Origin of the sequence: Streptomyces sp. NPDC006743 (assembly GCF_040703815.1) — a bacterium.
GTDB lineage: Bacteria > Actinomycetota > Actinomycetes > Streptomycetales > Streptomycetaceae > Streptomyces.
Window position 1 is genome coordinate 76,064 of the sequence record NZ_JBEYJA010000010.1, and the last position, 25,538, is coordinate 101,601.

Here is a 25,538-nt window from a genome sequence, read left to right on the forward strand (position 1 = left end):
GACGTCCGGGCCGGACGAGCCATGACGTCCGGGCCGGGCGCGGACGGGCCGCGCCGGACGGGCCGTTGTGCGGGCCGTGACGGAGGCGGGCAAAGACGCACCGGAAGCCGCGGGCCGGCCCGCGGCTCGGTCACGGGTACCGCTGCCGCAGTTCGTGCGCGACCCCGGACGCCGCCGCCGTCAGCGGCACCGCCAGCAGCATCCCGACGATCCCGGCGGCCGACGCGCCCGCGGTGATGGCCAGCAGCACCGCCGCCGGATGCAGCTGCACGGTCCGGCTCTGGATCACCGGCTGCAGCACGTGCCCCTCCAGCACCTGCACGGCCAGCACCACTCCCAGCGCCCACAGGGCGACCACGAACCCCCGGTCGGCGAGCGCGACCAGCACGGACACCGCGCCCGAGATGAACGCCCCCAGGTAGGGGATGTAGGCGCCGACGAAGACCAGCGCACCGAGTCCGACGGCGCCCGGCACATCGAGCAGCAGCAGCCCGACCGTGATGCAGGCGGCGTCGATGAGCGCGATGAGCGTGGTCCCGCGCATGAAGCCCTCGACGGCGGAGAACGCCCGCCGCGCCATGGCCTCGGCCAGGTCGGCGCTGCTGCCCGGAGCCATCGACCGCAGGCCCCGCAGCGCCCGCCCCGAGTCGCGCAGGAAGAAGAAGACGAGCAGCAGCGCCAGCACCGCCATCGCCAGGTACTCGGCGACCACGCTGACCCCGCTGATGACGTTGGAGACCGCCGTCCCGCCGAACTTCGACAGCAGTTGTCTGCCGTGGGCGGCCAGGTCCTGCAGCGAGGTGCCGGCCGCGCCGAAGTGGGCGGTCAGCGACTTCGCCGCGTTCTGCAGCGAGGAGAGGATCTGCGGCCCGCTGTCGATCAGCGCGAGGGCCACGATGTAGCCGACGCCGCCGACGACGACCAGGACGGCGGCACAGGTGATCCCGGCCGCCAGCGACCGGTTGACCCCGGCCCGCGCCAGCCGCAGGAACAGCGGCCGCAGCAGCGCGGCCCCGAGCAGCGCGAGCAGCACCGGCGTGACCGTCGTACGGAACGCCACGCACAGCCGCACCACGATCCACACCACACCGGAGACGAGCAGCACGACGGCACACCAGGCGGCAAGGCGCCGGACGGGCTCGGGCAGCAGTCGCACCCCACCAGCGGACCACGCGCCGGGCGGGCTGTCCTGCACGGACGGCCCGCCCGGGTGACCCGCTGCCGGGGTGGCGGCCGGGTGCCGGTGCCGGGTGGCGGCTCAGTCCTGCGGGCCGCTGCCGGTCATGCCGTGGACGGCCGGGACGGAGCCGAGACGGCCCTTCTGGAAGTCCTCGAACGCCTGCATGAGTTCGTCCTTGGTGTTCATGACGAACGGCCCGTAGTGGACCATCGGCTCCCGGATCGGCCGCCCGCCCAGCAGGACGACCTCCAGGTCCGGGGTGTGCGAGTCCTGCTTCTCGTCCGCGCGGACGGTCAGCGAGCCACCCGCGCCGAAGACCGCGCTCTGGCCGAGGCGGATCGGCCGGCGCTCCGCGCCGGCACTGCCGCGGCCCGCGAGGACGTAGGCCAGGCCGTTGAAGTCCTCCCGCCAGGGCAGGGTGACCTCCGCGCCCGGAGCCAGCGTCGCGTGGACCATCGTGATCGGCGTGTGCGTGATGCCGGGGCCCTCGTGGCCGTCCAGCTCACCGGCGATGACGCGCAGCAGCGCGCCGCCGTCGGGGGAGGTGAGCAGCTGGACGCTGCCACTGCGGATGTCCTGGTAGCGCGGGGCCATCATCTTGTCCTCGGCCGGCAGGTTCACCCACAGCTGGAGGCCGTGGAAGAGGCCGCCGGACATGACGAGGGACTCCGGCGGCGCCTCGATGTGCAGCAGGCCCGAGCCCGCCGTCATCCACTGGGTGTCGCCGTTGGTGATGGTGCCGCCACCGCCGTTGGAGTCCTGGTGGTCGAAGACCCCGTCGATGATGTAGGTGACGGTCTCGAAGCCGCGGTGCGGGTGCCAGGGCGTGCCCTTCGGCTCGCCCGGCGCGTACTCCACCTCGCCCATCTGGTCCATCATGATGAACGGGTCGAGATGGCGGTAGTTGATCCCGGCGAACGCCCGGCGCACCGGGAAGCCCTCGCCCTCGAAACCGCTCGGCGCGGTCGTGACGGTGAGCACGGGACGTGCCACGGCGTCGGCCGGCGCGGCCACACGGGGCAGCGTGAGCGGGTTCTCGACGGTCACTGCAGGCATGTCGGTACCTCCTTGTGCGCTCACTCTAGTTGAGCATTCAACTTTCTGCCAGCCACAACGGAGGAGGGCGCGAGGACATTCCCCGACCGCCGGAGCACCCCGGCGCGGGCACCGGCCGGCCGCTCACCCGGCCAGCGCCCGCACGGCGGGCGCGAGCAGCATCGCCGCGATGAACAGCAGGGCGCCCCCGAGACCCAGCGCGAAGGCGAACCCGCCGGCCAGACGGCCGGCGGTGTCCCGGCCGAAGACCGCGACCTCCGGGTCCGCCGGGTCGTAGAGGATCTCCGCCCGTTCCGCCCCGCTCCGGGCCCCGCGCCACTCCCGGGTCAGCCCGTCGGCGTCGACGTAGGTGTACACGTGGTGCCCGGAGGGCTCGTCGGAGCCGTGCCCGGCGCAGGAGCGCCTGAGCCGGGCCGGTGCCGCGACCCCGCGCGCCCGCACCACCGTCAGCGTGCGCCCGCCCGCCCCGCCGACGGCCACCCGGCCGATCACCGCGAGGGGGATCCGGCGGCGCAGCAGGCGCGCGTCCAGCAGCAGCTCACCGGCGCACAGCCGGGCGGCGCTGCGCCGCCGTCCGTACAGGGCCGGCGGCGCGGTCTCGGAGGAGGTCACGGGGGCACCTTGGAAGCGCCCCCGGGCGGAAGGAGGGGTTCAGCCGTACATCCGGCGCATCGCGAAGTCGACCATCTGCTCGACCGCCTTCGCGTCGAAGACCATCCGGTGCTCGCCCTCCATGTCGAGCACGAAGCCGTACCCGGTGGGCAGCAGGTCGATCACCTCCGCGCCGGTGATCACGAAGTACTTCGACTCCTTGCCCGCGTACCGGCGCAGTTCCTTCAGCGAGGTGAACATGGGGATCACCGGCTGCTGGGTGTTGTGCAGCGCGAGGAAGCCGGGGGTGTCGCCGCGCGGGCAGTACACCTTGGAGGTGGCGAAGATCTGCTGGAAGTCCTCGGCGGCCATCTGCCCGGTGGTGAAGGCACGCACCGCGTCGGCCAGCGACGGCGGGGACGGCTCCGGGTACAGCGGCGGCTGCTGGCCGTACCCGCCGCCTGTGGGCATCTGCTGCTGCGGCGGGACGTATCCCTGCTGTGCACCCGCGCCCGCGCTCTGGTCGTAGCCGTACATGGGCTAAAGACTACTGAGTCACAGATGGCCCGCCCGGGGTTGCTTCTTATTACCGACGGGTAGCATCATCGGAGTTACTAGTTGGTACGTGAACCGGATGCGAGGAGCCAGTGCCTCGCCGAGTCCTCAACGGGAGCCGTCGCCATGGGGCACTACAAGTCGAATCTGCGTGACATCGAGTTCAACCTCTTCGAGGTGCTCGGGCGCGACAAGGTGTACGGCACCGGCCCGTTCGAGGAGATGGACCTCGACACCGCCAAGAGCGTCCTGGAGGAGCTGACCCGCCTCTCCGAGAACGAGCTGGCCGCGTCCTTCGCCGACGCCGACCGCAACCCGCCGGTCTTCGACCCGGAGACCCACACCGCGCCCGTCCCGGCGTCCTTCAAGAACAGCTACCAGGCGTTCATGGACTCCGAGTACTGGCGCCTCGGCCTGCCCGAGGAGATCGGCGGCACCACCGCGCCGCGCTCCCTGATCTGGGCCTACGCCGAGCTGGTCCTGGGCGCCAACCCGGCCGTGTGGATGTACTCCTCGGGCCCCGCGTTCGCCGGCATCCTCTTCGAGGAGGGCAACGAGGTCCAGAAGCACATCGCCAAGATCGCCGTCGAGAAGCAGTGGGGCTCCACCATGGTCCTCACCGAGCCGGACGCCGGCTCGGACGTGGGCGCCGGCCGCACCAAGGCCGTGCAGCAGGAGGACGGCTCCTGGCACATCGAGGGCGTGAAGCGCTTCATCACCTCCGGTGAGCACGACATGTCGGAGAACATCCTCCACTACGTGCTCGCCCGTCCCGAGGGCGCCGGCCCCGGCACCAAGGGCCTGTCCCTCTTCCTCGTCCCGAAGTACGAGTTCGACTTCGAGACCGGCGAGCTGGGCGAGCGCAACGGCGTCTACGCCACCAACGTCGAGCACAAGATGGGCCTGAAGGCCTCCAACACCTGCGAGATGACCTTCGGCGACCGCCACCCCGCCAAGGGCTGGCTGATCGGCGACAAGCACGACGGCATCCGCCAGATGTTCCGCATCATCGAGTTCGCCCGCATGATGGTCGGCACGAAGGCGATCTCCACCCTCTCCACGGGCTACCTCAACGCCCTGGAGTACGCCAAGGAGCGCGTCCAGGGCCCGGACCTGGCCAACTTCATGGACAAGACCGCGCCGAAGGTCACCATCACCCACCACCCCGACGTGCGCCGCTCGCTGATGACGCAGAAGGCGTACGCCGAGGGCATGCGCGCCCTGGTGCTCTACACCGCCTCGATCCAGGACGCCATCCAGATCAAGGAGGCGAACGACGAGGACGCCTCCGCGGAGATCGCGCTGAACGACCTGCTCCTGCCGATCGTCAAGGGCTACGGCTCGGAGAAGGGCTACGAGCAGCTCGCCCAGTCGCTGCAGACCTTCGGCGGCTCCGGCTTCCTCCAGGAGTACCCGGTCGAGCAGTACATCCGGGACTCCAAGATCGACACCCTGTACGAGGGCACCACCGCGATCCAGGGCCAGGACTTCTTCTTCCGGAAGATCGTCCGCAACCAGGGCGCCGCGCTGAACTCCCTCGCCGAGGACATCAAGAAGTTCCTGGCGCTCGGCACCGGCGGCGAGGAGCTGGCCGGCGCCCGCGAGCACCTGGCCAAGGCCGCCGTCGAACTGGAGGCCGTCGTCGGCCTGCTGCTGACCGACCTCGCCGCCACCGAGCAGGACGTCAAGAACATCTACAAGGTGGGCCTGAACACGACCCGCCTGCTGATGGCCTCCGGTGACGTGGTCGTCGGTTACCTGCTGCTCAAGGGCGCGGCGGTCGCCGCCGAGAAGCTCCAGACCGCCTCCGCCAGGGACCGGGCCTTCTACACCGGCAAGATCGCGGCGGCGAAGTTCTTCGCGGCCAACGTCCTGCCCGGCGTCACCCTGGCCCGCAAGCTGGCCCAGAACGTCGACCTGGACCTGATGGAGCTGGACGAGGCCGCGTTCTAGCCCGGCCCCCGGCCGGCATTCCGCCCGTCGGCGGCCCGGCCTGCGACCGGCACTCCGCCCTCGCGGCCCTCCGCCCGGCCGTCCCGCCGTCCGTCCGTACCAGGGTCCGCTCCCGCCGCCGGGAGCGGACCCTTCGGCGTCGTTGAGAGCCGCGGACAGAAGGGGGTCCCGATCGGCGGGCGGTGTCCGGTGCGGGCGATCGCAAGGTGCCGGAAGGCCCTGGCAGCTCCCCTGCCAGGGCCTTCCGGCACCGCGGCGAGGGCGCGCGCCGGGCGCCGCCCCCCGGGGCCCGCTCCCGTCCGCCGCTCTAAGGTGAAGCCATGAGTACGAACCGGCCCTTCGACCGCGGCCACACCGACGACCTGATGTCCTTCCTGGCGGCGAGCCCGTCGCCGTACCACGCCGTGGCGAACGCCGCCGAGCGCCTGGAGAAGGCCGGCTTCCGGCAGGTCGCCGAGACGGACGCCTGGGACGGCACGGCCGGCGGCAGGTTCGTGCTGCGCGGCGGCGCGATCATCGCCTGGTACGTCCCCGAGGACGCCGCCCCGCACACCCCCTTCCGTATCGTCGGCGCCCACACCGACTCGCCCAACCTGCGCGTCAAGCCGCGGCCCGACACCGGGGCGCACGGCTGGCGCCAGGTCGCCGTGGAGATCTACGGCGGGCCGCTGATGAACTCCTGGCTCGACCGGGACCTCGGCCTGGCCGGGCGGCTCTCGCTGCGCGACGGCTCCACCCGCCTGGTGAACGTCGACCGCCCGCTGCTGCGCGTCCCCCAGCTCGCCATCCACCTGGACCGCTCGGTCTCCACCGAGGGACTCAAGCTGGACAAGCAGCGGCACCTCCAGCCGGTGTGGGGCCTCGGCGACGACGTCCGCGACGGCGACCTCATCGCCTTCCTGGAGCAGGAGGCGGGCCTGCCGGCCGGCGAGGTCACCGGCTGGGACCTGATGACGCACTCCGTGGAGCCGCCCGCCTTCCTGGGCCGCGACCGCGAGCTGGTGGCCGGGCCGCGCATGGACAACCTGCTCTCCGTGCACGCGGGCACGGCCGCCCTGGCCGCCGTGGCGACCTCGGGCCAGGAGCTGCCGTACATCCCGGTCCTGGCCGCCTTCGACCACGAGGAGAACGGCTCCCAGTCCGACACCGGCGCGGACGGCCCGCTGCTCGGCGGCGTCCTGGAGCGTTCGGTGTTCGCGCGCGGCGGGTCGTACGAGGACCGGGCGCGTGCCTTCGCGGGCACCGTCTGCCTGTCCTCCGACACGGGCCACGCCGTGCACCCCAACTACGCCGAGCGGCACGACCCGACGCACCACCCGCGCGCGGGCGGCGGTCCGATCCTGAAGGTCAACGTCAACAACCGCTACGCCACGGACGGTACGGGCCGGGCGGTGTTCGCGGCGGCCTGCGAGAAGGCGGGCGTCCCCTTCCAGTCCTTCGTCTCCAACAACTCCATGCCGTGCGGCACCACGATCGGCCCGATCACCGCGGCCCGGCACGGCATCAGGACCGTCGACATCGGCGTGGCCATCCTGTCCATGCACAGCGCCCGCGAACTGTGCGCCGCCGACGACCCGTTCCTGCTGGCCAACGCGCTGGTGGCGTTCCTGGAGGGCTGAGGCGACCCGGGCCCCGGCCGCGGGGCCCGGCGATCCGCGCCGCCGCCGAGCCCGCGCGAACACCCCGTGCGAGCCGCCCCCCGCATGTCCACCCGGCTTGCGGGTACCCGGAGTTGACCGGAAGGGACCGGACAGGCCGGAACCACCGGACCTGACACCGGATTGGGAGGCGACACTCATGGGCCTCGGCGGGTGCATCATCCTCATCGCCGTGGGAGCCATCCTCACGTTCGCGACCGACTGGCACATGCAGGGGGTCAACCTGCACATGGTCGGCGTCATCCTGATGATCGTCGGACTGATCGGCGTCACGACGTTCAGCAGCATCGCCCGGCGCCGGCGCGTCATGGTGCCGCCCTCGACGACCGTCGTCGAGGAGGAGCGCCATCACCACGGGCCCCGCGACGGGTACACCGACGGCTACGGCGTGTGATCGGCCGGACGCGGTACGCGCGGGCTCGCCCGGGGAAGCGGTAAGGGCATGAGATTCCTCGTACGCGACCGGATCCTCGGCATCGGTGACGACTACTGGATCGAGGACGAGCACGGAACCAAGGTCTTCCTCGTCGACGGCAAGGCGATGCGGCTGCGGGACACCTTCGAGCTGAAGGACGCCCAGGGCCGGGTCCTGATCGACATCCACCAGAAGATGCTCTCCCTGCGGGAGACGATGGTGATCGAGCGGGACGGGCAGGCGCTGGCGAAGATCCGGCGCAAACGGCTGTCGCTGCTGCGCAACCACTACCGGGTGTCCCTGGTCGACGGCACCGAGCTGGACGTCAGCGGCAAGATCCTCGACCGGGAGTTCGCCGTCGAGTACGACGGCGAACTGCTGGCGGTGATCTCCCGGCGGTGGCTGAGCCTGGTGGACACCTACGGCGTCGACGTCGTACGGGACGACGCGGACCCGGCGCTGCTGATCGCGGTGGCGGTGTGCGTGATCCACCTGGCGGAGAAGGAACGGGACGAGGCCTGAGCCCCGGTCAGAACCCCGCGCCCCGGGCCGGGGCGGTTCAGAGAACCCGGTCCTTGAGGGCGGGGAACTGCTCCCGGGTCGCCGCGACCCTGCCGGGGTCGATCGCGACGCTCAGGACCTCCTCGCCCGGCCCGGCCTCCGCCAGCACCTCGCCCCACGGATCCACCACGATCGAGTGACCCGCCTGCGGAACTCCCGCGTGCGTCCCGGCCGTTCCACAGGCGAGCACGAACGCCTGGTTCTCCACCGCCCGCGCGCGGGCCAGCAGCGTCCAGTGCGCCCGGCGGCGCTCCGGCCAGCCCGCCGGGATCACCAGGGTCTCGGCGCCCGCGTCGACGAGACCGCGGAACAGCTCGGGGAAACGGAGGTCGTAACAGGTGGCCACGCCCAGCACCGTGTCCGGCAGCCGGACCGTCACCAGATCGCGTCCCGCGCCCATCAGCACCGCCTCGCCCCTGTCGAAGCCGAAGCGGTGGATCTTGCGGTAGGCGGCGGCCAGGCCGCCGGAGGGGGAGAAGACCAGAGAGGTGTTGTAGAGGGTGCCGTCGGCGTCCCGCTCCGGGATCGAGCCCGCGTGCAGCCACACGCCCGCCTCGCTCGCCGCCTCGGCCATCACCTCGTACGTCGGCCCCTCCAGCGGCTCGGCGTCACCGGCGAACCGCTCGAAGGCGAAGGCCCCGGTGGTCCACAGCTCCGGCAGGACGACGAGGTCGGCAGCGGCCTGTTCGCGCACCAGAGCGGCCGCCCGCCGCCGCCGCGACACGACCGATTCGCCCTCGTCCACGGCGATCTGGATCAGCGAGGCGCGCACACTACCACCGTCCTGGCAATCGAGTTGTCCCGGCGGGCCTACGATCGTCACACGAAAGCACTGCCGGGGTGCCTCACAGCAGCGTAACTTGGGGATCCCCCCTGCTCGAAGCGGAGCGAGAGTCCGGGGGGAGTCCCAAGCCGCCGCCGACCGCCGCCACTCCCCACTGGCAATGCCGCCACAACCTGACCGTGTACCGACCGCCGAGGGGTCCCGTTCCGTGAGTCTGCATCCCACCCTCCAGCCCTACGCCGATGCCTGGACCCACTCCGTCGAGGCGATAACCGAGCTGGTGCAGCCGCTCGTGGAGGGCGAGTGGAACCGGCGGACCCCGTGCCCCGGCTGGTCCGTGCGCGACGTCGTCTCGCACGTCATCGGGATGGACTGCGAGGCGCTCGGCGACCCGCGCCCCATCCACTCCCTGCCGCGCGACCTGTTCCACGTCACCGACGAACACCAGCGCTACATGGAGATGCAGGTCGACGTCCGCCGCCACCACACGGCGCCGGAGATGACGTCCGAGCTGGAGTACACGGTCATCCGCCGCAACCGCCAGTTGCGCAACGAGTCGAGGGACCCGGGCACCAAGGTGCGCGGCCCGCTCGGCGCGGAGATCACCCTGGAGGAGTCGATGCGCTACCGGGCGTTCGACATCTGGGTGCACGAGCAGGACCTGCGGGCCGCCCTGGGCCGCCCCGGCAACCTCGACTCGCCCGGCGCGTACGTCGCCCGCGACCACCTGCTCGACGCGCTGCCGGAGGTCGTGGCGGTGCGGGCGGACGCCCCGCGCAGTTCGGCGATCGTCTTCGACGTGCACGGGCCCGTGGAGTTCCTGCGCACGATCCGCGTCGACATCCAGGGCCGCGGCACCCTGGAGACGGCGCCCGCCCTGGGCCCGGCGGCGGCCCTCACCCTCGACTGGGAGACGTACGTCCGCCTGGCGTGCGGCCGAGTCTCCCCGGAGGCGGTGGCCGACCGGGTGAAGACGGAGGGCGACCCGGAGCTGACGGCGGCGATCCTGCGGAACTTCACGGTGACGCGCTGAGGATCCGCCGCCCGGGCCGGGCCGCGCCTCACGCGGGCACGTGCACCGCCTCCACCCGGCTGGCCACCAGCCGCTCCCGTTCCCTGCGGGCGGCCCGCCCGCGCAGCCGCAGGATCTGGCTGACGCCGAGCGCCTGGAGCACGAACACGGCGGAGAAGGCGACCGTGTAGTCGTCCCCCGTGGCGTCCAGCAGCACACCGATCGCGAGGAGCGTCGTCATCGAGGCGACGAAACCGCCCATGTTGGTGATGCCGGAGGCGGTCCCCTGCCGCTCGGCCGGGTTCGCCGGGCGGGCGAAGTCGAAGCCGATCATCGAGGCGGGCCCGCAGGCGCCGAGCACCACGCACAGCACCAGGAGCAGCCACATCGGCGCCCGCTCGCCGGGGCAGAGCAGCGTCGCCGCCCACGTCACCGCCGTCGCCGCGACCGTGCCGAGCGCCAGCGGCAGCCGGGCCGCGTGGTGCCGGGCGACGATCTGCCCGTAGACGAGGCCGACGGCCATGTTCGACAGGACGACGAGCGTGAGCAGCTCCCCCGCCGTCCCGCGCGACAGGCCCTGCGCCTCCACCAGGAACGGCAGCCCCCACAGCAGCAGGAACACCATCGCCGGGAACTGGGTGGTGAAGTGCACCCACATGCCGAGCCGGGTCCCCGGCTCGCGCCAGGAGGCGGCGATCTGCCCGCGCACGGAGGCGGCGCCCCGGTGCCGCACGGGCGCCGGCGCGTGGCCCTCGGGGTGGTCCTTCAGGAAGAGGACCAGCAGGACGGCCACCACCACGCCGGCCAGCGCGCTGCCCGCGAACGCCCGCGTCCAGCCCAGCCCGTGCAGCAGCCGGGCCAGCACCAGCGTGGAGACCAGGTTGCCGGCCATGCCGACGAGCCCGGCGAGCTGCGCGACCAGCGGTCCGCGCCGGGCGGGGAACCACCGGGTGCCCAGCCGCAGCACGCTGATGAAGGTCATGGCGTCCCCGCAGCCGAGCAGCGCCCGGGAGGCGAGGGCGGTGCCGTACGACGGCGAGAAGGCGAAGCCGAGCTGACCGGCCGTGAACAGCACGACGCCGATGCCCAGCACCTTCTTGGTGCCGAGCCGGTCGACGAGCAGGCCGACGGGTATCTGCATGCCGGCGTAGACGAGGAGCTGGAGGATCGAGAACGTGGACAGCGCGGAGGCGCCCACATGGAAGCGCTCGGCGGCGTCGAGCCCGGCGACGCCCAGTGACGTACGGAAGATGACGGCGACGAAGTAGACGGCGACGCCGATGCTCCAGACGGCGACGGCCCGCCGTCCGCCGGGGGGATCCCCGGGCAGCGTCACGGGTGCGGTCGAGGTGGAGGAGGAACTCATCGCACCTCACCCCGTGCCAGGTGGGAGAACCAGCTGACGTGCCGGTGGACGAGTCCGACGGCCGCCTCGGCGTCCCCGGACCGCAGCGCCTGGAGGATCTCCTCGTGCTCGGTGAGCGTCTTGGCGACCCGGTCGGGGTGAGCGTGCATGACGGCGACGCCCATGCGCAGCTGACGGTCGCGCAACTGGTCGTAGAGGCGGGAGAGGATCTCGTTGCCGCCGCTGCGGACGATCTCGGCGTGGAAGCAGCGGTCGGTGACGGAGGCCGCGGTCAGGTCGCCGGCCGCCACCTGCTCCTTCTGCTGCTCCAGCAGTTCCTCCAGCCGGGCGATCAGCGCGGGCGGGGCGGGTACGGCCTTGCGCGCGGCGTGCTCCTCCACGAGCTGACGGGTCTCCACGACGTCCGCGATCTCCTGGGCGGAGACCGGCAGGACGAGGGCTCCCTTCTTCGGGTAGAGCTTGAGGAGCCCCTCGACCTCCAGCCGCAGCAGCGCCTCGCGCACCGGGGTGCGCGACACGCCGACGGCCTCGGCCAGCTCCCCCTCGGTCAGGAGGGTGCCGCCTTCGTAACGACGGTCCAGGACCGCTTGCTTGACGTGCGTGTACACGCGGTCGGCGGCGGGGGGCTGCTTCACTGCCAGGCTCATGGCCACAGCATAGATACAACACGTACGCATGACGCGTCCCTGTCCAGTATGCGGACGGCGCCCCGGCCTCCACGCAATTCCCGCACCCCGTGGACAACCAACTGTGCTACTTACGTGTCCTATAGACGCGGCCCCCCTTTCGCGGGTTATCAACTCGGCCGCACCATAGGGGCATTCGACATAATCGGGGTATCTCACTTGAAAACCGGCATCCAGGCCAATCGCCTCCGCAGAGCCGCAGCCGTCGCCCTGACCACCGGGGCCGTGCTCGCCGCGGGAGCTTTGACCGCGGCGCCCGCCCAGGCCCTCGCCACGCCGTCGATCGCGGCGAAGGGCGGTTACGCGATGAACAACGCGAACGGCTCGACGCTGTTCGCGAAGAAGGCGGACACCCGGCTGTCCACGGGCTCCACCACGAAGATCATGACCGCCAAGGTCGTCCTGGCCCAGCGGAACCTGAACCTAGACGCCAAGGTCACCATCCAGAAGGCGTACAGCGACTACGTCGTGCGCAACAACGCCTCCCAGGCCCACCTCATCGTGGGTGACAAGGTGACCGTGCGTCAGCTGCTGTACGGGCTGATGCTCCCCTCGGGCTGCGACGCCGCCTACGCGCTGGCCGACAAGTTCGGCTCGGGCAAGACCCGGGACGCCCGCGTGAAGTCCTTCGTCGGCAAGATGAACGCCGCCGCGAAGGACCTCAAGCTGAAGAACACGCACTTCGACTCGTTCGACGGCATCGGCCGGGGCAACAACTACTCGACGCCGCGCGACCTGACGAAGATCGCGAGCAGCGCGATGCGGAACTCCACGTTCCGCTCGATCGTGAAGACGAAGTCGTACCGCGCCAAGACCGTCACCCGCACGGGCAGCACCCGCACGATGGCGACGTGGACGAACACCAACACGCTGCTCGGCAGCTACCGCGGCGCCATCGGCGTGAAGACCGGCTCCGGCCCCGAGGCCAAGTACTGCCTCGTCTTCGCCGCCACCAAGGGCAACAAGACCGTCATCGGCACGGTCCTGGCCTCCACCTCCGTCAACCAGCGCGCCACGGACGCCACGCGCATCCTGAACTACGGCTTCTCGCGCCTGCACTGACAGGAACCCACGAAGCCGAGGGGCCTGCCGCTGCGGTACAGCGGCAGGCCCCTCGCGCGTCCCGGACACCGCCGACACCGAGGCACTTGCGGCGACCTCGGCTCCTGCGGGTGGGGAACCGCCGGTCGTATGACCCTTCCGCACAGCGGGCGTGCGATGCCGAGGCGACCCGGGGGGAACAGCATGGAGGCGCGCAAACACGGTGCCGGGCAGACCGACGGGCCTGACCTGCGGGTGTCCGGTGAGGATCTGACCAGACTACGCCCTGGCCGTCGCCGAACTGGGCATGGAGGTCGATCCGCCGGCCCCCTGGTCCACCAGCGGCTGGATCGCGCGGGTGGCTGAACGGCTCACCCTTCCGCGGGCCGGCCACGGCCCCGGGGAAGGGGACCGGACACCGTGACACCACCGGGGCCGGCTGGTGGTCCGACTTCGAGGTCTCGCCCACGACACCGTCGTCGGCTGCCTGCCGGACAGGCCCGTCATCGGCGGTGACGTGGCCGCTTCACCCTGTTCCTCCAGGGGGCCGACGCCTTCCCCCGGCCCGGAAGGCACCGGAGGGGCGGGAGCGGCGGGACGTTCCCCGATCGCCTCAGCCCTACACGCGCCAGCACCCAGGGGACGTGCCGGGGGGGTGGCCGTGGTGATCGCCCCGGTGCTCGTCGAGGAGGGCGGACCGCGCCGGCCGCTCGCATCGAGCGCGGCGCGGCACGGGCCTGCCGGTGCGCCGGGCCGGAGCGTGCCGTACGAGGACACCCGCACCCGTCCGCGCCCGCGCGGTGCAGGACGGCGCCCCGTGTGCGGGCTCGGCCGGGGGCGCGCCGGGCACGCGCGCAGGGGCCGGTCGCGGCGCGAAGTCGCGGCCGGCCCCTCCCAGGCGCGGCGAACGGCGAGTCGTGGCCGTCAGGCCCAGGTGATCAGCCGCTTGGGCTGTTCCAGGATCGCGGCCACGTCCGCCAGGACCTTGGAGCCCAGTTCGCCGTCGACCAGGCGGTGGTCGAAGGAGAGGGCGAGGGTGGTGACCTGGCGGGGCTTGACCTTGCCCTTGTGGACCCAGGGCTGGAGCTTGATCGCACCGACCGCCAGGATCGCGGACTCGCCGGGGTTCAGGATCGGCGTGCCGGTGTCGACGCCGAAGACACCGACGTTGGTGATCGTGATCGTGCCGCCCTGCATCGCCGCCGGGGAGGTCTTCCCCTCGCGGGCCGTGGAGACCAGCTCGCCCAGGGACGCGGCCAGCTGCGGGAGCGTCTGGGCGTGGGCGTCCTTGATGTTGGGGACGATCAGGCCGCGCGGGGTGGCCGCGGCGATGCCCAGGTTGACGTAGTGCTTGAGGACGATCTCCTGGTTCGCCTCGTCCCAGGACGCGTTGATGTCCGGGTGACGCTTGACGGCGACCAGGAGGGCCTTGGCGATCAGCAGGAGCGGGTTGACGCGCAGGCCCGCGAACTCCTTGTCCTGCTTCAGCTCCTCCACCAGCCGCATGGTGCGCGTGACGTCCACCGTCACGAACTCCGTGACGTGCGGGGCGGTGAACGCGGAGCCGACCATCGCCGCCGCCGTGGCCTTGCGGACACCCTTGACGGGGGTGCGGGTCTCGCGGGCCGTGTCGTAGGACGCCACCGGCGCCGGGGCCGCCCGGACCGCCGGGGTCTGCGCGGCCGCCGGGGCGGGTGCGGTCACCGGTTCCGGTGCGGCAGCCGGTGCCGCCGCCGCGTGGACGTCCTCGCGCGTGACGATGCCGTCCGGGCCGGACGGGACCACCGTGGTCAGGTCGACCCCGAGGTCCTTGGCCAGCTTGCGCACCGGCGGCTTGGCCAGCGGGCGGTCCTGCACGGCGGGGGCGGGCGCTGCCGCGTGCCCGTTCAGCTCGGGGCGGAGCGCGTCGGCCGCCTGGTCCGCCGGCGCCCCGGCGCCCTTGCGCGGGCGGCGCTTGGTGGCGGACGTCGAGACGCCGTAACCCACCAGGACCGGCTGACGGCCCTGCGGCTCCTGCTCCTCCTCGGCGGGCTGCGCCGCGGCCGCCGGTGCGGCCTGGGCCGGGACCTCGGCCGGGGCGGCGGGGGCCGCACCCGCGACGGCCACCGCGATGATGGCCGTGCCCACGTCGACCGTGGTGCCCTCCGGGAAGTGCAGCTCACTGACCACGCCGTCGTAGGGGATGGGCAGTTCCACGGCCGCCTTGGCCGTCTCGACCTCGCACACCACCTGTCCGTCGGTGACCGTGTCGCCGGGCTGGACGTACCACTTGAGGATCTCGGCCTCGGTCAGGCCCTCGCCGACATCCGGCATCTTGAACTCGCGTACGGACGCAACATCCGTCATCGTCGTCACGACCTCTCCCTCAGTACGCCAGCGAGCGGTCGACGGCGTCGAGCACGCGGTCCAGGTCCGGCAGGTAGGACTCCTCCAGGCGCGCCGGCGGGTACGGCGCGTGGTAGCCGCCGACCCGCAGGACGGGGGCCTCCAGGTGGTAGAAGCAGCGCTCGGTGATGCGGGCGGCGATCTCCGCGCCGGAGCCGAAGAACACCGGGGCCTCGTGGACCACGACCAGGCGGCGGGTCTTCTCCACCGACGCCTGGACCGAGTCGAAGTCCAGCGGGGAGACCGAGCGCAGGTCCAGGACCTCCAGGGACCTGCCCTCCTCGGCCGCCGCGGCGGCGACCTCCTGGCACAGCTTCACCATCGGCCCGTAGGCCGCCAGGGTGAGGTCGGTGCCCTCGCGGACGACCTGCGCCTTGTGCAGCGGGGCGGGGATGGCCTCGGTGTCGACCTCGGCCTTGTCCCAGTAGCGCCGCTTGGGCTCGAAGTAGATCACCGGGTCGTCGCTCTGGATGGCCTGCTGCATCATCCAGTAGGCGTCCGACGCGTTGGACGGGGAGACGATCTTCAGGCCCGCCACGTGCGCGAAGAGGGCCTCGGGGGACTCCGAGTGGTGTTCGACCGCGCCGATGCCGCCGCCGTAGGGGATGCGGACGACGACCGGCATCTTGACCTTGCCCAGCGAGCGGGCGTGCATCTTCGCCAGCTGGGTGACGATCTGGTCGTAGGCCGGGAAGACGAAGCCGTCGAACTGGATTTCGACCACCGGGCGGTAGCCGCGCAGGGCCAGGCCGATCGCGGTGCCGACGATGCCGGCCTCGGCCAGCGGGGTGTCGATGACGCGGCTCTCGCCGAAGTCCTTCTGCAGGCCGTCCGTCACCCGGAACACGCCGCCGAGCTTGCCGACGTCCTCGCCCATGACCAGGACCTTGGGGTCCGCCTCCAGGGCGTGGCGCAGCGACTCGTTGATGGCCTTGGCCATCGCCATCTTCTCGGCCATCAGTGACCCCCTTCATCCGCGAACGACGCCTGGTAGGCGGCGAACTGAGCGCGCTCCTCGTCGACGAGCGCGTGCCCGTCCGCGTACACGTTCTCGAAGATGGCGAAGTGGTCCGGGTCGGGCATGCCGCGGACCGCTTCGCGCACTCGCCTTCCCAACGCCTCGCTCTCGGCCTCGAGTTCCGCGAAGAATCCCTCGTCCGCGTGGTTTGCGGCCTCCAGGTGGCGGCGAAGGCGCAGGATCGGGTCCTTCGCCTCCCAGGCGGCCCGCTCGTCGTCGTGGCGGTAGCGGGTGGGGTCGTCGGAGGTGGTGTGGGCGCCCATCCGGTACGTGTACGCCTCGACCAGGGTCGGGCCCTCTCCGGCGCGGGCGCGCTCCAGCGCCCACTTGGTGACCGCGAGGCAGGCGAGCACGTCGTTGCCGTCGACGCGGACGCCGGGGAAGCCGTAGCCCTGGGCGCGCTGGTAGAGCGGCACCCGGGTCTGCTTCTCGGTCGGCTCGGAGATCGCCCACTGGTTGTTCTGGCAGAAGAACACCACGGGGGCGTTGTAGACGGCGGAGAAGGTGAAGGACTCCGCGACGTCGCCCTGGCTGGAGGCGCCGTCGCCGAAGTAGGCGATGACCGCCGAGTCCGCGCCGTCCTTGGCGATGCCCATCGCGTAGCCCGTGGCGTGCAGCGTCTGGGAGCCGATGACGATCGTGTACAGGTGGAAGTTGTTGCCGTTGGGGTCCCAGCCGCCGTTGTTCACGCCGCGGAACATGCCGAGCAGGTTGGCCGGGTCGACGCCGCGGCACCAGGCGACGCCGTGCTCGCGGTAGGTCGGGAAGACGTAGTCGTCGTCGTTCAGGGCACGGCCGGAGCCGATCTGGGCGGCCTCCTGGCCGAGCAGCGAGGCCCACAGGCCCAGCTCGCCCTGGCGCTGCAGGGCGGTCGCCTCGGCGTCGAAGCGCCGGGTGAGCACCATGTCGCGGTACAGGCCGCGCAGCTCGTCGGCGGTGATGCCGGCGACGTACCGGTCGTACTCGGCGTTCACGACGCGCTCGCCCTCGGGCGTCAGCAGCTGTACGAGGCCGGGCTCGGCGCCGTTCGCGGCGGCTGCCGCGGCCTTCTGCGCGGTGGTGCCGGTGGTGCGCTTGGTGCCGGCCGCCTTCGTGCGGGCCGTCCTGGTGCCGGCCGCCTTGCCGGCGGCCGTCTTGCTGCCGGCCGCCTTCGTGCCGGACGTCCCGGCCTTGCTCCCGGCGCTGCGTCGCGGTGTGCGCGCGGCAGTGCTCTCCTCGGTCACGTGTGCTCCTCCGTCGGTCCGGCCCCCGGGGTTGCCGGTAGGCCAGTGCGGCTCACCTGTTTTGGACCACCGGGCACGGGGTGGGTGCCACTCGGCCGGGAACAGGCGTGACAGGTGCCCCGGCGAGCGCCCTGCAACAGCCACGTTACCCAGTGCTCCACATTTCTGGGAAACCCCTCCTGACCTGCGTGTTTCCTTGGATTTCCAAGTATTTTCGCTTGGACGTCCAAGTACCTCGCCGGGCGTTCGGGGCAGCCGCTGGTCACAGCCTTGCAGGGGGCCGGAACACCGGCACGTTATCCCGGTCACCCCTTGGTCGGGAAGAGTTCACGACTGGCCGGAACCGCTCTTGACCACGTCCTCCCCCGGGCGGCCGAGGGCCCCGAAACCGGGACGAAGGGAGAACGGCACGGTGATCTTGTGTGACCGAAAGCGACTGCCGACGACTGTCTGTGACAAGCCCCAGCTCACAGGCTCGGCCGGTGCCCTAACATCTGGCGCGTGCCGCGCTCATGTGTACCACCCTCTGTGCCCCACGCGCCCCCTCTGGGTGCCCTGTTGCGCCAGTTCGCCGCCGGTTCCGCCGTCACCTGCGAGCCGGTCGATCAGGGGCTGCTCAACCGCGGCTACCGGCTGTGCACCACCCGCGGCCGCTATTTCCTCAAGCACCACTTCGACCCCGACACGGCCGACCCGGCCTCGATCGCCCGCCGGCACCGCGCCACCCAGCGCCTCGCCGACCTCGGGGTCCCCGTGGCGCCGGCGCTCGCGGGCCGGGACGGGCGCACGGTCGCCGTCGTCGGCGGGCACGCCTACGCCCTCTACCCGTGGATCGACGGCCGGCACCGGCACGGCGGCCAGCTCACCACCGGGCAGTGCGCCCGGCTCGGCGCCCTCCTGGGCGCCGTGCACGCCTGCCTGGAGCGCGTGATGCCCCCGAAGGGGCGCACCCGCCCGGCCACGAGTCCGCATCCCGTGCGCAGCGCGGACCCGGCCGACACGCTCGCCCTGATCGACGACCTGCTCGGCCACGTCCGCCGTCACCACCCGCCGGACGCCTTCGACGAGCTGGCCCGGCACCGGCTCCTGGAGCGCCGCACCCTCCTGGAGCAGCACGCCGGCCGCCGGCCGCCGCCCGGCGGCCCGGTCGGCTGGGTGCACGGCGACTTCCACCCCTACAACGTGCTCTACCAGGGGGACGTGCCCGCCGCGATCGTCGACTGGGACCGGCTCGGCGTCCAGCCGCGGGCGGAGGAGGCCGTGCGGGCCGCCGCGATCTTCTTCCTCCGGCCCGGCGGCACCCTGGACCTGCCGAAGATCACGGCGTACGCGCGCGCGTACCGGCGCGCCGCGGGGGTCACGTCCTCGGAGCTGGCCGCCGCGGTGCACCGGGTGTGGTGGGAACGCCTGAACGACTTCTGGATGCTGCGCTGGCACTACGAGCGCGGCGACACCCGCGCCGATCCCCAGTTCCCGGCCGCCTCGGCCCTGGTGGTGTGGTGGACCCGCGAGTACGACGCGGTGTGCGGGGCGTTCGCGGAGTAGGACGGGCCGGCGGGCGGAGCAGGAGCAGGCAGGGCAGCAGGGGGCCGTGAGGCGGGGCGGGACGGCCCGGGAAGCCGTGCGCCGTCCGGCGGGAGCGGGCGGACACACGCACGCGCGCGTGGTGCCCGGACGGGCTCCACGCGCGCGTGAAGGGTGATCGGGAGGGCGATCAGTTGCCGCCGCCGTCACCGGCACCGGCCGCACCGGCCGCGGTACCGGTGGTGTCGCCGGTGCCGCTGCTGGTGCCCTCGTTCGTCCCCTGGGTCGGGGAGCCGCCGCCGCCCGGACCGCCGCCCGTGCCCGGGGACTGCGTCTGCGCCGGCGGGCTGGACACCTCGTGCGAGCTGGGCTCCCCCGACGGTTCGTCGGACGTGTCGTCCGTCGGCGACTGGGACGGCGTCCACGACGGCCGGTGCGAGGGCGGGTCCTGCCAGCCGGAGCCGCCCGAACCCGAGCCCGTCTCCGTGGACGTGTCCGAGGGCCGGCCGGTCGACTCGTCGGTCGGCGAGGACGTGGGCTGCTCGTCCTGGGTGGACTGGGTGGCCGACGGCGACTGGGTGGTGCCGGTGTCCCCGCCACCGCTCTTGCCGCTGGTCTCGTGCAGGGCCAGCGCCACGCCCGCCGCGATGGCGATCACGGCCAGCACGGCGAGGATCCACAGCTTGCCCCGGCCGCTGCCCTGGTTGCCGTGTCCCTCGAAGCCGCCGTCGTCGCCGTTGCCGTACCCGGCGGGCAGGATCGGCTGCGGGATCTGCGTGGTGCCGGCCTGGCCGTCGCCGTGGTGCGGCATCACCGTCGTGCCGGCGAAACCGGCCGCCGGGGTGTGCCGTCCGTGGGGCGCGGCCACCGGGCCGGTGTGCCAGGTGCCGGTGTGGCCGCCCTGGTCGTAGAGCATCTGCAGCGCGTACTGGACCATGCCGCGCATCTCTTCGGCCGTCTGGAAACGGTCGTCGGGCTCCTTGGCGAGCGACCGCATGACCAGGCCGTCGAGTTCGGGCGGGCAGGCGCCCTGAGAGGTCGTCGACGGCGGCACCGGCAGGTCCTGGACGTGCTGGTAGACCACCGACAGCGGGGTCTCGCCGGTGAACGGGGGCCGCAGCGCGAGGAGTTCGTACAGCAGGCAGCCGGTTGCGTACAGGTCGGAACGGTGGTCGACGGCCTTGCCCAGGGCCTGCTCGGGGGAGAGGTACTGGGGGGTGCCCATGACCATGCCGGTCTGCGTCATCGTCGTGGACGCGCCGTGCAGGGCGCGCGCGATGCCGAAGTCCATCACCTTCACGGCACCGTTGTCGGTGATGATGACGTTGGCGGGCTTGATGTCGCGGTGCACGATGCCGTGCTGGTGCGAGTAGGCGAGGGCCTCCAGGACACCGGAGACGATGATCAGCGCCTGCTCGGGGCCCGGCGCCTCGGCGTTGAGCAGCAGGTCACGGATGGTGCGGCCCTCGACCAGCTCCATGACGATGTACGGCACGGACTGACCGCCGACGACGTCCTCGCCGGAGTCGTACACGGCCACGATGGCATGGTGGTTGAGGCCGGCGACCGACTGGGCCTCGCGGGTGAAGCGGGCCTTGGAGACCGGGTCCTCGGCCAGATCGGCGCGGAGCAGCTTGACCGCGACGGTGCGCCCCAGGCGCACGTCCTCGGCCGCGAACACCTCGGCCATGCCGCCCCGGCCGAGCCGGTGCGTCAGCCGGTAGCGGCCGTCGCCGACCAGGCCGCCGTTGCCCCACAGCTCCGGCGCGTCCGACATGCCGCCGCCAGACGCCTCGGGGTCGGACGGGCCCTGGGCGCGCTGCGTCTGTGCCATCAGTCCTCGCCGTCGTTTCTGCCCGCGGTGCGCGGTGTTGTCACGGTCTCCGTCGGCCACGCTACAGGTTCGGCGGGGGCCGCCGGTCCCGGTTCGTCGCGGGCACCGGTCCGGGACGGACCGGCCATCAAACCGCGAGCGGCCGTCGTCGTGCAAATCCCGTGGGCCGGCCGTACGCCGGCTGTAACGCTTGCGCGACGCTTCCTTCGCGTACGGTCACGGAACGGGCACCGAGCTTGACGTGTCAGTGCCCTGGGGCAGACTTGGCCGGGAATGACACTTTCGATCATCGAGATCCGGACACGCGGTCAGGTCAGGTCCGGTCCCGGGACCGTCGAGGACAGCCGATCGCGCGGGCGCAGCAGCCGCCGGCGCCGCGCACATGGGGGACGCAGAAGATGAGCCAGGACGGCGCGCACAGCCGGTTCGCGGGGCGGTCGCTGGCCGGCGGCCGCTACCAGCTGCGTGACTTGCTCGGCGAGGGCGGCATGGCCTCGGTGCACCTCGCCCACGACTCCGTGCTCGACCGCCACGTCGCGATCAAGACGCTCCACACCGAGCTGGGCCGGGAGCCCGCGTTCCGCGAGCGGTTCCGCCGCGAGGCCCAGGCAGTGGCGAAGCTCACGCACACGAACATCGTCTCCGTCTTCGACACCGGCGAGGACGACGTCGACGGCATGACGACGCCGTACATCGTCATGGAGTACATCGAGGGCCGGCCGCTGGGTTCCGTGCTCGACGAGGACGTGCGGCAGCACGGCGCGATGCCCGCCGACAAGGCCCTGAAGGTCACCGCGGACGTGCTCGCCGCGCTGGAGATCAGCCACGAGATGGGCCTGGTCCACCGCGACATCAAGCCGGGCAACGTGATGGTGACCAAGCGCGGCGTCGTCAAGGTCATGGACTTCGGCATCGCCCGCGCCATGCAGTCCGGGGTCACCTCGATGACGCAGACCGGCATGGTCGTCGGCACCCCCCAGTACCTCTCGCCCGAACAGGCGCTCGGCCGGGGCGTGGACGCGCGCTCCGACCTGTACTCCGTCGGCATCATGCTGTTCCAGCTCGTCACCGGGCGGCTGCCGTTCGACGCCGACTCGCCGCTGGCCATCGCGTACGCGCATGTGCAGGAGGAGCCGGTCGCGCCGTCCGCGGTCAACCGCGCGCTGCCCCCGGCGGTGGACGCGCTGGTCGCCCGCGCGCTGAAGAAGAACCCCAACGAGCGTTTCCCGAGCGCCGAGTCCATGCGCGACGAGTGCCTGCGGGTGGCGGCCTCCTTCCAGGCGGCGCCGCCCAGCATCGTGCCGGGCGCCCAGACGCCGAGCGGCGCGGGCGTCGGCTCCGCGGTGTTCCCGCCGGTCGACGCCACACCGCCGGTGGCGGGCAGCGTGCAGACGCCGTACCAGCCGGCCCCGGCGCCGAACCCCTACGGCACCCCGGCCCCGGCCGCCCCCTCACCGGCGTACGGCTACCCGCAGCAGCAGGCCGGGTACCAGACCCCGCCCGCCCCCTCCCCGTACGCCGCCCCGCAGCAGGCCTCGACCCCGCCCCCGTACGGCGTCTCCCCGCAGTCGTCCGGCACCGCCGCGGCGGGGGGTGCGTCCGGCGGTGGCAGGAACAACAAGACGGTGATCATCGCGTCGGCGGCCGTCGCCGTGATCGCGGTCGTCGGCCTGATCGCCGCGCTCCTGCTGAACAAGGGCGGGGACGACACCGCCGGAGGCGGGGGCACCAGCACCGGCCCGAGCCGCGGCTCCTCCCCGGCCGCCGTCGAGGGCCACCGCGGTCCGGACACCTCCAAGACGATCAGCCAGAGCGAGTGCAAGGAACCGCAGGAGTCGTACAACGACCCGAAGCTGATCAAGGTGCCGAACTTCCAGTTCAAGTACCTGGGTTCGGTCAAGGAGTGCCTCCAGGCGGCGGGCTGGCAGCTGAAGGTCGACTACGTGGACGAGAACACGTACGGCCAGGACACGGTCATGAGCCAGTTCCCCGCGGCCGACACGGACGTCGACCCGCACAAGATGCCGGTGATCCAGCTCAACGTGTCCACGGGCGACCCGGTCTCGTCCTGACCGGACGGCCCCGGGCGACCTGATCACCGGCGGACAGGTCCGGCCGGCCCGGCCGCGGTCTTGTGACGGGTGAGGGCCCGGCAGCACTGCTGCCGGGCCCTCGTGTCACCTTCCGCGTGTGCGGCCTTGAGGTACGCCCTACAGGTACGGCCCCCCGGAGCGCCCGCCCGTGCGGGGGTCGTCGCCGCCCTCGATGCCGACCCCGGGCGGCAGGGCGCGGCGCATCTGCTCCAACTGGGCTCGGGCGGCCATCTGCTGCGCGAACAGCGTCGTCTGGATCCCGTGGAAGAGTCCTTCCAGCCAGCCCACCAACTGCGCCTGCGCGATGCGCAGTTCCGCGTCGCTGGGAGTCCCCTCGTCGGTGAACGGCAGCGAGAGCCGCTCCAGTTCCTCGACCAGCTCCGGCGCGAGACCGTCCTCCAGCTCCTTGACCGAGCTGGCGTGGATCTCCTTGAGCCGGGCCCGGCTGGCCTCGTCGAGAGGAGCGGCACGCACCTCTTCGAGCAGTTGCTTGATCATGCTGCCGATCCGCATGACCTTGGCCGGCTGCTCCACCTGTTCGGTGACCGGGGTCTCGCGCGAGTCGTCGTCCCCGCCGCCCCCGAGCGCCATGCCGTCCTGGCCCACGACCAGGATCTGCGGATTCTCCGGCGACCGTTCGTTCCTCGGCATCTCCATGCCGCCATTCTCTCGTACCCGTACGTGTCATCTCCTTGGTGCCCCCCGTGGAGAGTGATCCACCGTGTGCGCGGCCGGGGTGTCCCCCGGACGGCCCAGGCGTTCCAGGCGGGCCGCGCAGTGGTCCAGCCAGCGGGACTCGGCCTCCGCCCGGCAGATCGACCGCTCCAGGACCAGCAGCCGGGCCACCTCCCGGGCGTGCTCGGGCAGCCGCGCCAGGACCTCCGCCCGCTGCCGTACGCAGTCCTGCAGCGCCTCGGACACGTACCGGCGCTGCCGGTCGACGATGTCGCGTACGTCGACGCCGGGCGCTCCCAGGGCCAGCACCAGCTTGGTGACCAGTTCGTCCGGCGGCTGCCCGCCCGGCGCGGCGGGCCCGGGCCGCACGGGCCGCGTGTACCAGGACCGCAGTTCGGCGCGGCCCGCCCCGGTCAGCGCGTAGAGCGCCCGTCCGGCCGCGTCCCCCGCCTCGCGGACGACCAGGCCGTCCCGTTCCAGCCGGCCGAGTGCCGCGCAGACCGCGCCGAGGTCCGGCGCCCACGCCGCCGAGGTGCGGGCCTCGAACTCGGCCCGCAGCCCGGAGACGGAGCGGGGACCGGCCTCCAGGAGTGCCAGCAGCCCGTGCGGTAGCGCCATACCCGGATTGTGCAGCGGATTCGGCCTGGCGGACGAACCCGGAATGCCGGATGGGTCCGTTGATGTGACTGTTGTTGCACCAGACGACCGCTTCCCCGCACCGCACCACTGATCGGCCACCGTGAGGGGGTCCCCGGGTGACTCCATGGCTGCGCGCCCTGCCGCGTACCGCGGGACCGCTGCTCCTGCTGGGCGCGCTCGCCCTGCCGGGCGGCCCCGCCGCGGCGTGCGCCGCCGCGCAGGGGCCCTCCGCGTCCGCGTCGCCGTACGCCCCCACGTCGTCACCCTCCGCCACGGCGGTCCGCCCGGGCACCGGTTCCTCGCCGGCCCCGCCGCACCCGTCCGGTCCGTCGCGCACCTCCTCGCAGGCGCCGCCCGCGCCGCCCGCCTCCGCGTCCCCCGCCTCGTCCCGTTCCCCGGTGGCCGCCGCCGTCGCGCCCCCGGCCGCCCTCCTCCTCCCCAAGAAGCCGTCCGGGGCCGGCAGCCCGGCGGGGGAGGGACGGCAGCGGCCGGGCCACCCCCACCGGCACGGGGGCGAGGGGGAGGGCGACGACCGGGGCCGGCCGCGGCACGACCGGCACGGCGGCCCGGACTCGGACATGACCGGCCCGCCGACGGCTGCCGCCGAGGAACCGGCGACCGCCTCCCCCTCACCCTCGGCGCCTGACACGCCACCGGTCCCCCGGCCCGCGGCAGGCGACGGTCCCGCGACCGGACCGGTGCTGGAGCTGCTGCCGCTCGGCAGCGGACTGGTCCTGATCGGTCTCGGCCTGGGGCTGGCGTTCATCGCGCTGCGGGTGCGCCGGGTCTGAGCCCTGCCGTCACCTCCCGCCGGCGCGGACCGGGCCGGGTTTCAGCCGTTGCGGGAATCCGCCGCTTCCGCCTGCCGCAGGGAGGGGCAGCCGTCCTGCCCGGACACCCCCAGGAACTTCTCGGCCCAGGTGCCCAGCTCATCGAGGGCCGGCCGGAGGGCCTCACCCGCGGGAGTGAGCCGGTAGGAGACGCGCAGGGGCGGCCCCGCGTCCACCTCGCGGCTGACCAGGCCGGCCTCGCCGAGTTCGGCGAGACGGTCGGAGAGCATGCGTTCGCTGATCCCGCTGACGGCGCGGCGCAGTTCGGCGAACCGGCCGGGACCGCCCATCAGGCTGGCCAGGATGACGCCGTTCCAGCGCTTGCCCAGAAGGACGAAGACGCGTTCGACCGCGCCGCCCACCGCCGTGCACTGCCCCGCGTCGTGCCGCCCCTGATCCATGCGCCCATGCTACCGTCCGCCCCTGAGTCGCTTCTGAAAAGTAAGTTACTGTGACTCT

At 72.5% G+C, this 25,538-nt stretch carries 23 protein-coding genes; 9 read left to right on the top strand and 14 right to left on the bottom strand.

Annotated features, from left to right (window positions below; genetic code table 11):
• Positions 1 to 130 precede the first annotated feature (130 nt).
• From ABZ719_RS11555 to ABZ719_RS11570, 4 genes are all read right to left on the bottom strand, one after another.
• Positions 131 to 1,156 carry an AI-2E family transporter gene (locus ABZ719_RS11555; protein WP_366725008.1) on the bottom strand — a complete coding sequence of 342 codons (1,026 nt, stop codon included), beginning with the start codon at positions 1,154 to 1,156 and terminating at the stop codon, positions 131 to 133.
• Positions 1,157 to 1,258: 102 nt separating this feature from the next.
• Positions 1,259 to 2,236 carry a pirin family protein gene (locus ABZ719_RS11560; protein WP_366725009.1) on the bottom strand — a complete coding sequence of 326 codons (978 nt, stop codon included), beginning with the start codon at positions 2,234 to 2,236 and terminating at the stop codon, positions 1,259 to 1,261.
• 123 nt (positions 2,237 to 2,359) lie between these two features.
• Complete coding sequence (locus tag ABZ719_RS11565) at positions 2,360 to 2,848, bottom strand: DUF3592 domain-containing protein (RefSeq protein ID WP_366725010.1); 489 nt, start codon at positions 2,846 to 2,848, stop codon at positions 2,360 to 2,362.
• 39 nt (positions 2,849 to 2,887) lie between these two features.
• Positions 2,888 to 3,364: an SseB family protein gene (locus ABZ719_RS11570; RefSeq protein ID WP_037861608.1), complete on the bottom strand. Its 477-nt coding sequence runs from the start codon at positions 3,362 to 3,364 to the stop codon at positions 2,888 to 2,890.
• 144 nt (positions 3,365 to 3,508) lie between these two features.
• Here ABZ719_RS11570 and ABZ719_RS11575 point away from each other — a divergent pair, with 144 nt between their 5' ends.
• From ABZ719_RS11575 to ABZ719_RS11590, 4 genes are all read left to right on the top strand, one after another.
• Positions 3,509 to 5,335 (top strand): acyl-CoA dehydrogenase, encoded by a 1,827-nt coding sequence (locus ABZ719_RS11575; protein WP_366725011.1) that lies wholly within the window; start codon positions 3,509 to 3,511, stop codon positions 5,333 to 5,335.
• Between the two features lie 320 nt (positions 5,336 to 5,655).
• On the top strand, positions 5,656 to 6,954 hold the full coding sequence (locus ABZ719_RS11580) for a M18 family aminopeptidase (protein ID WP_366725012.1): 1,299 nt from the start codon (positions 5,656 to 5,658) through the stop codon (positions 6,952 to 6,954).
• A gap of 178 nt (positions 6,955 to 7,132) precedes the next feature.
• Entirely contained in the window at positions 7,133 to 7,387 is a 255-nt protein-coding gene (locus ABZ719_RS11585) for a DUF6458 family protein (protein ID WP_037861605.1), read from the top strand.
• A gap of 48 nt (positions 7,388 to 7,435) precedes the next feature.
• Positions 7,436 to 7,930 (top strand): LURP-one-related family protein, encoded by a 495-nt coding sequence (locus tag ABZ719_RS11590; RefSeq protein ID WP_366725013.1) that lies wholly within the window; start codon positions 7,436 to 7,438, stop codon positions 7,928 to 7,930.
• 37 nt (positions 7,931 to 7,967) lie between these two features.
• Here ABZ719_RS11590 and ABZ719_RS11595 read toward each other — a convergent pair whose 3' ends face one another.
• A complete protein-coding gene (locus ABZ719_RS11595; RefSeq protein WP_366725014.1) occupies positions 7,968 to 8,741 on the bottom strand; it encodes a carbon-nitrogen family hydrolase in 774 nt (257 codons plus the stop codon).
• Between the two features lie 220 nt (positions 8,742 to 8,961).
• Between ABZ719_RS11595 and ABZ719_RS11600 the strand changes: the two genes are divergently transcribed.
• Positions 8,962 to 9,786: a maleylpyruvate isomerase family mycothiol-dependent enzyme gene (locus ABZ719_RS11600; protein WP_366725015.1), complete on the top strand. Its 825-nt coding sequence runs from the start codon at positions 8,962 to 8,964 to the stop codon at positions 9,784 to 9,786.
• 28 nt (positions 9,787 to 9,814) lie between these two features.
• On the opposite strand, the gene ABZ719_RS11605 is transcribed toward ABZ719_RS11600, so the two are convergent.
• Together ABZ719_RS11605 and ABZ719_RS11610 are read right to left on the bottom strand one after the other, a co-directional pair.
• Positions 9,815 to 11,131, bottom strand: coding sequence for an MFS transporter (locus tag ABZ719_RS11605; protein WP_366725016.1), 1,317 nt, complete (start codon positions 11,129 to 11,131; stop codon positions 9,815 to 9,817).
• Positions 11,128 to 11,778 carry a GntR family transcriptional regulator gene (locus tag ABZ719_RS11610; protein WP_366725017.1) on the bottom strand — a complete coding sequence of 217 codons (651 nt, stop codon included), beginning with the start codon at positions 11,776 to 11,778 and terminating at the stop codon, positions 11,128 to 11,130. The genes ABZ719_RS11605 and ABZ719_RS11610 overlap by 4 nt, the downstream gene beginning before the upstream one ends.
• Positions 11,779 to 11,976: 198 nt before the next feature.
• Here ABZ719_RS11610 and ABZ719_RS11615 point away from each other — a divergent pair, with 198 nt between their 5' ends.
• Complete coding sequence (locus tag ABZ719_RS11615) at positions 11,977 to 12,879, top strand: D-alanyl-D-alanine carboxypeptidase (protein WP_366725018.1); 903 nt, start codon at positions 11,977 to 11,979, stop codon at positions 12,877 to 12,879.
• A 903-nt stretch (positions 12,880 to 13,782) separates the two neighbouring features.
• Here the strand turns inward: ABZ719_RS11615 and ABZ719_RS11620 are convergent.
• The 3 genes from ABZ719_RS11620 to pdhA are packed head-to-tail and all read right to left on the bottom strand — an operon-like array spanning position 13,783 to position 17,484.
• Positions 13,783 to 15,213 (bottom strand): dihydrolipoamide acetyltransferase family protein, encoded by a 1,431-nt coding sequence (locus ABZ719_RS11620; RefSeq protein ID WP_366725019.1) that lies wholly within the window; start codon positions 15,211 to 15,213, stop codon positions 13,783 to 13,785.
• 10 nt (positions 15,214 to 15,223) lie between these two features.
• On the bottom strand, positions 15,224 to 16,201 hold the full coding sequence (locus ABZ719_RS11625; protein WP_366725020.1) for an alpha-ketoacid dehydrogenase subunit beta: 978 nt from the start codon (positions 16,199 to 16,201) through the stop codon (positions 15,224 to 15,226).
• Positions 16,201 to 17,484 (bottom strand): pyruvate dehydrogenase (acetyl-transferring) E1 component subunit alpha, encoded by a 1,284-nt coding sequence (gene pdhA, locus ABZ719_RS11630; RefSeq protein WP_366725021.1) that lies wholly within the window; start codon positions 17,482 to 17,484, stop codon positions 16,201 to 16,203. The genes ABZ719_RS11625 and pdhA overlap by 1 nt, the downstream gene beginning before the upstream one ends.
• A gap of 528 nt (positions 17,485 to 18,012) precedes the next feature.
• On the opposite strand from pdhA, the gene ABZ719_RS11635 reads away from it, so the two are divergent.
• Positions 18,013 to 19,029 carry a phosphotransferase gene (locus ABZ719_RS11635; RefSeq protein ID WP_366725022.1) on the top strand — a complete coding sequence of 339 codons (1,017 nt, stop codon included), beginning with the start codon at positions 18,013 to 18,015 and terminating at the stop codon, positions 19,027 to 19,029.
• A 169-nt stretch (positions 19,030 to 19,198) separates the two neighbouring features.
• Here the strand turns inward: ABZ719_RS11635 and ABZ719_RS11640 are convergent, their stop codons facing one another.
• Positions 19,199 to 20,842, bottom strand: a complete 1,644-nt coding sequence (locus tag ABZ719_RS11640) for a protein kinase (protein WP_366725023.1) — start codon at positions 20,840 to 20,842, stop codon at positions 19,199 to 19,201.
• A gap of 398 nt (positions 20,843 to 21,240) precedes the next feature.
• Between ABZ719_RS11640 and ABZ719_RS11645 the strand changes: the two genes are divergently transcribed.
• Positions 21,241 to 22,914, top strand: a complete 1,674-nt coding sequence (locus tag ABZ719_RS11645) for a protein kinase (protein WP_366725024.1) — start codon at positions 21,241 to 21,243, stop codon at positions 22,912 to 22,914.
• Between the two features lie 138 nt (positions 22,915 to 23,052).
• Here the strand turns inward: ABZ719_RS11645 and ABZ719_RS11650 are convergent, their stop codons facing one another.
• Positions 23,053 to 23,592: a bacterial proteasome activator family protein gene (locus tag ABZ719_RS11650; RefSeq protein ID WP_037861578.1), complete on the bottom strand. Its 540-nt coding sequence runs from the start codon at positions 23,590 to 23,592 to the stop codon at positions 23,053 to 23,055.
• A 27-nt stretch (positions 23,593 to 23,619) separates the two neighbouring features.
• Positions 23,620 to 24,228, bottom strand: a complete 609-nt coding sequence (locus ABZ719_RS11655; RefSeq protein WP_366725025.1) for a helix-turn-helix transcriptional regulator — start codon at positions 24,226 to 24,228, stop codon at positions 23,620 to 23,622.
• Between the two features lie 137 nt (positions 24,229 to 24,365).
• Between ABZ719_RS11655 and ABZ719_RS11660 the strand changes: the two genes are divergently transcribed.
• On the top strand, positions 24,366 to 25,040 hold the full coding sequence (locus tag ABZ719_RS11660; RefSeq protein WP_366725026.1) for a hypothetical protein: 675 nt from the start codon (positions 24,366 to 24,368) through the stop codon (positions 25,038 to 25,040).
• Positions 25,041 to 25,081: 41 nt separating this feature from the next.
• Here the strand turns inward: ABZ719_RS11660 and ABZ719_RS11665 are convergent, their stop codons facing one another.
• Positions 25,082 to 25,480, bottom strand: a complete 399-nt coding sequence (locus ABZ719_RS11665) for a helix-turn-helix domain-containing protein (RefSeq protein ID WP_366725027.1) — start codon at positions 25,478 to 25,480, stop codon at positions 25,082 to 25,084.
• Positions 25,481 to 25,538 lie beyond the last annotated feature (58 nt).

Bases quoted from the DNA above. Each gene is read 5' to 3' on its own strand.
- ABZ719_RS11570 (WP_037861608.1), bottom strand. From the start codon at position 3,364: ATGTACGGCTACGACCAGAGCGCGGGCGCGGGTGCACAGCAGGGATAC.
- ABZ719_RS11560 (WP_366725009.1), bottom strand. From the start codon at position 2,236: ATGCCTGCAGTGACCGTCGAGAACCCGCTCACGCTGCCCCGTGTGGCC.
- ABZ719_RS11645 (WP_366725024.1), top strand. From the start codon at position 21,241: ATGAGCCAGGACGGCGCGCACAGCCGGTTCGCGGGGCGGTCGCTGGCC.
- ABZ719_RS11650 (WP_037861578.1), bottom strand. From the start codon at position 23,592: ATGGAGATGCCGAGGAACGAACGGTCGCCGGAGAATCCGCAGATCCTG.
- ABZ719_RS11610 (WP_366725017.1), bottom strand. From the start codon at position 11,778: ATGAGCCTGGCAGTGAAGCAGCCCCCCGCCGCCGACCGCGTGTACACG.
- ABZ719_RS11640 (WP_366725023.1), bottom strand. From the start codon at position 20,842: ATGGCACAGACGCAGCGCGCCCAGGGCCCGTCCGACCCCGAGGCGTCT.
- ABZ719_RS11625 (WP_366725020.1), bottom strand. From the start codon at position 16,201: ATGGCCGAGAAGATGGCGATGGCCAAGGCCATCAACGAGTCGCTGCGC.
- ABZ719_RS11585 (WP_037861605.1), top strand. From the start codon at position 7,133: ATGGGCCTCGGCGGGTGCATCATCCTCATCGCCGTGGGAGCCATCCTC.
- ABZ719_RS11580 (WP_366725012.1), top strand. From the start codon at position 5,656: ATGAGTACGAACCGGCCCTTCGACCGCGGCCACACCGACGACCTGATG.
- ABZ719_RS11655 (WP_366725025.1), bottom strand. From the start codon at position 24,228: ATGGCGCTACCGCACGGGCTGCTGGCACTCCTGGAGGCCGGTCCCCGC.
- ABZ719_RS11665 (WP_366725027.1), bottom strand. From the start codon at position 25,480: ATGGATCAGGGGCGGCACGACGCGGGGCAGTGCACGGCGGTGGGCGGC.
- ABZ719_RS11590 (WP_366725013.1), top strand. From the start codon at position 7,436: ATGAGATTCCTCGTACGCGACCGGATCCTCGGCATCGGTGACGACTAC.
- ABZ719_RS11575 (WP_366725011.1), top strand. From the start codon at position 3,509: ATGGGGCACTACAAGTCGAATCTGCGTGACATCGAGTTCAACCTCTTC.
- ABZ719_RS11605 (WP_366725016.1), bottom strand. From the start codon at position 11,131: ATGAGTTCCTCCTCCACCTCGACCGCACCCGTGACGCTGCCCGGGGAT.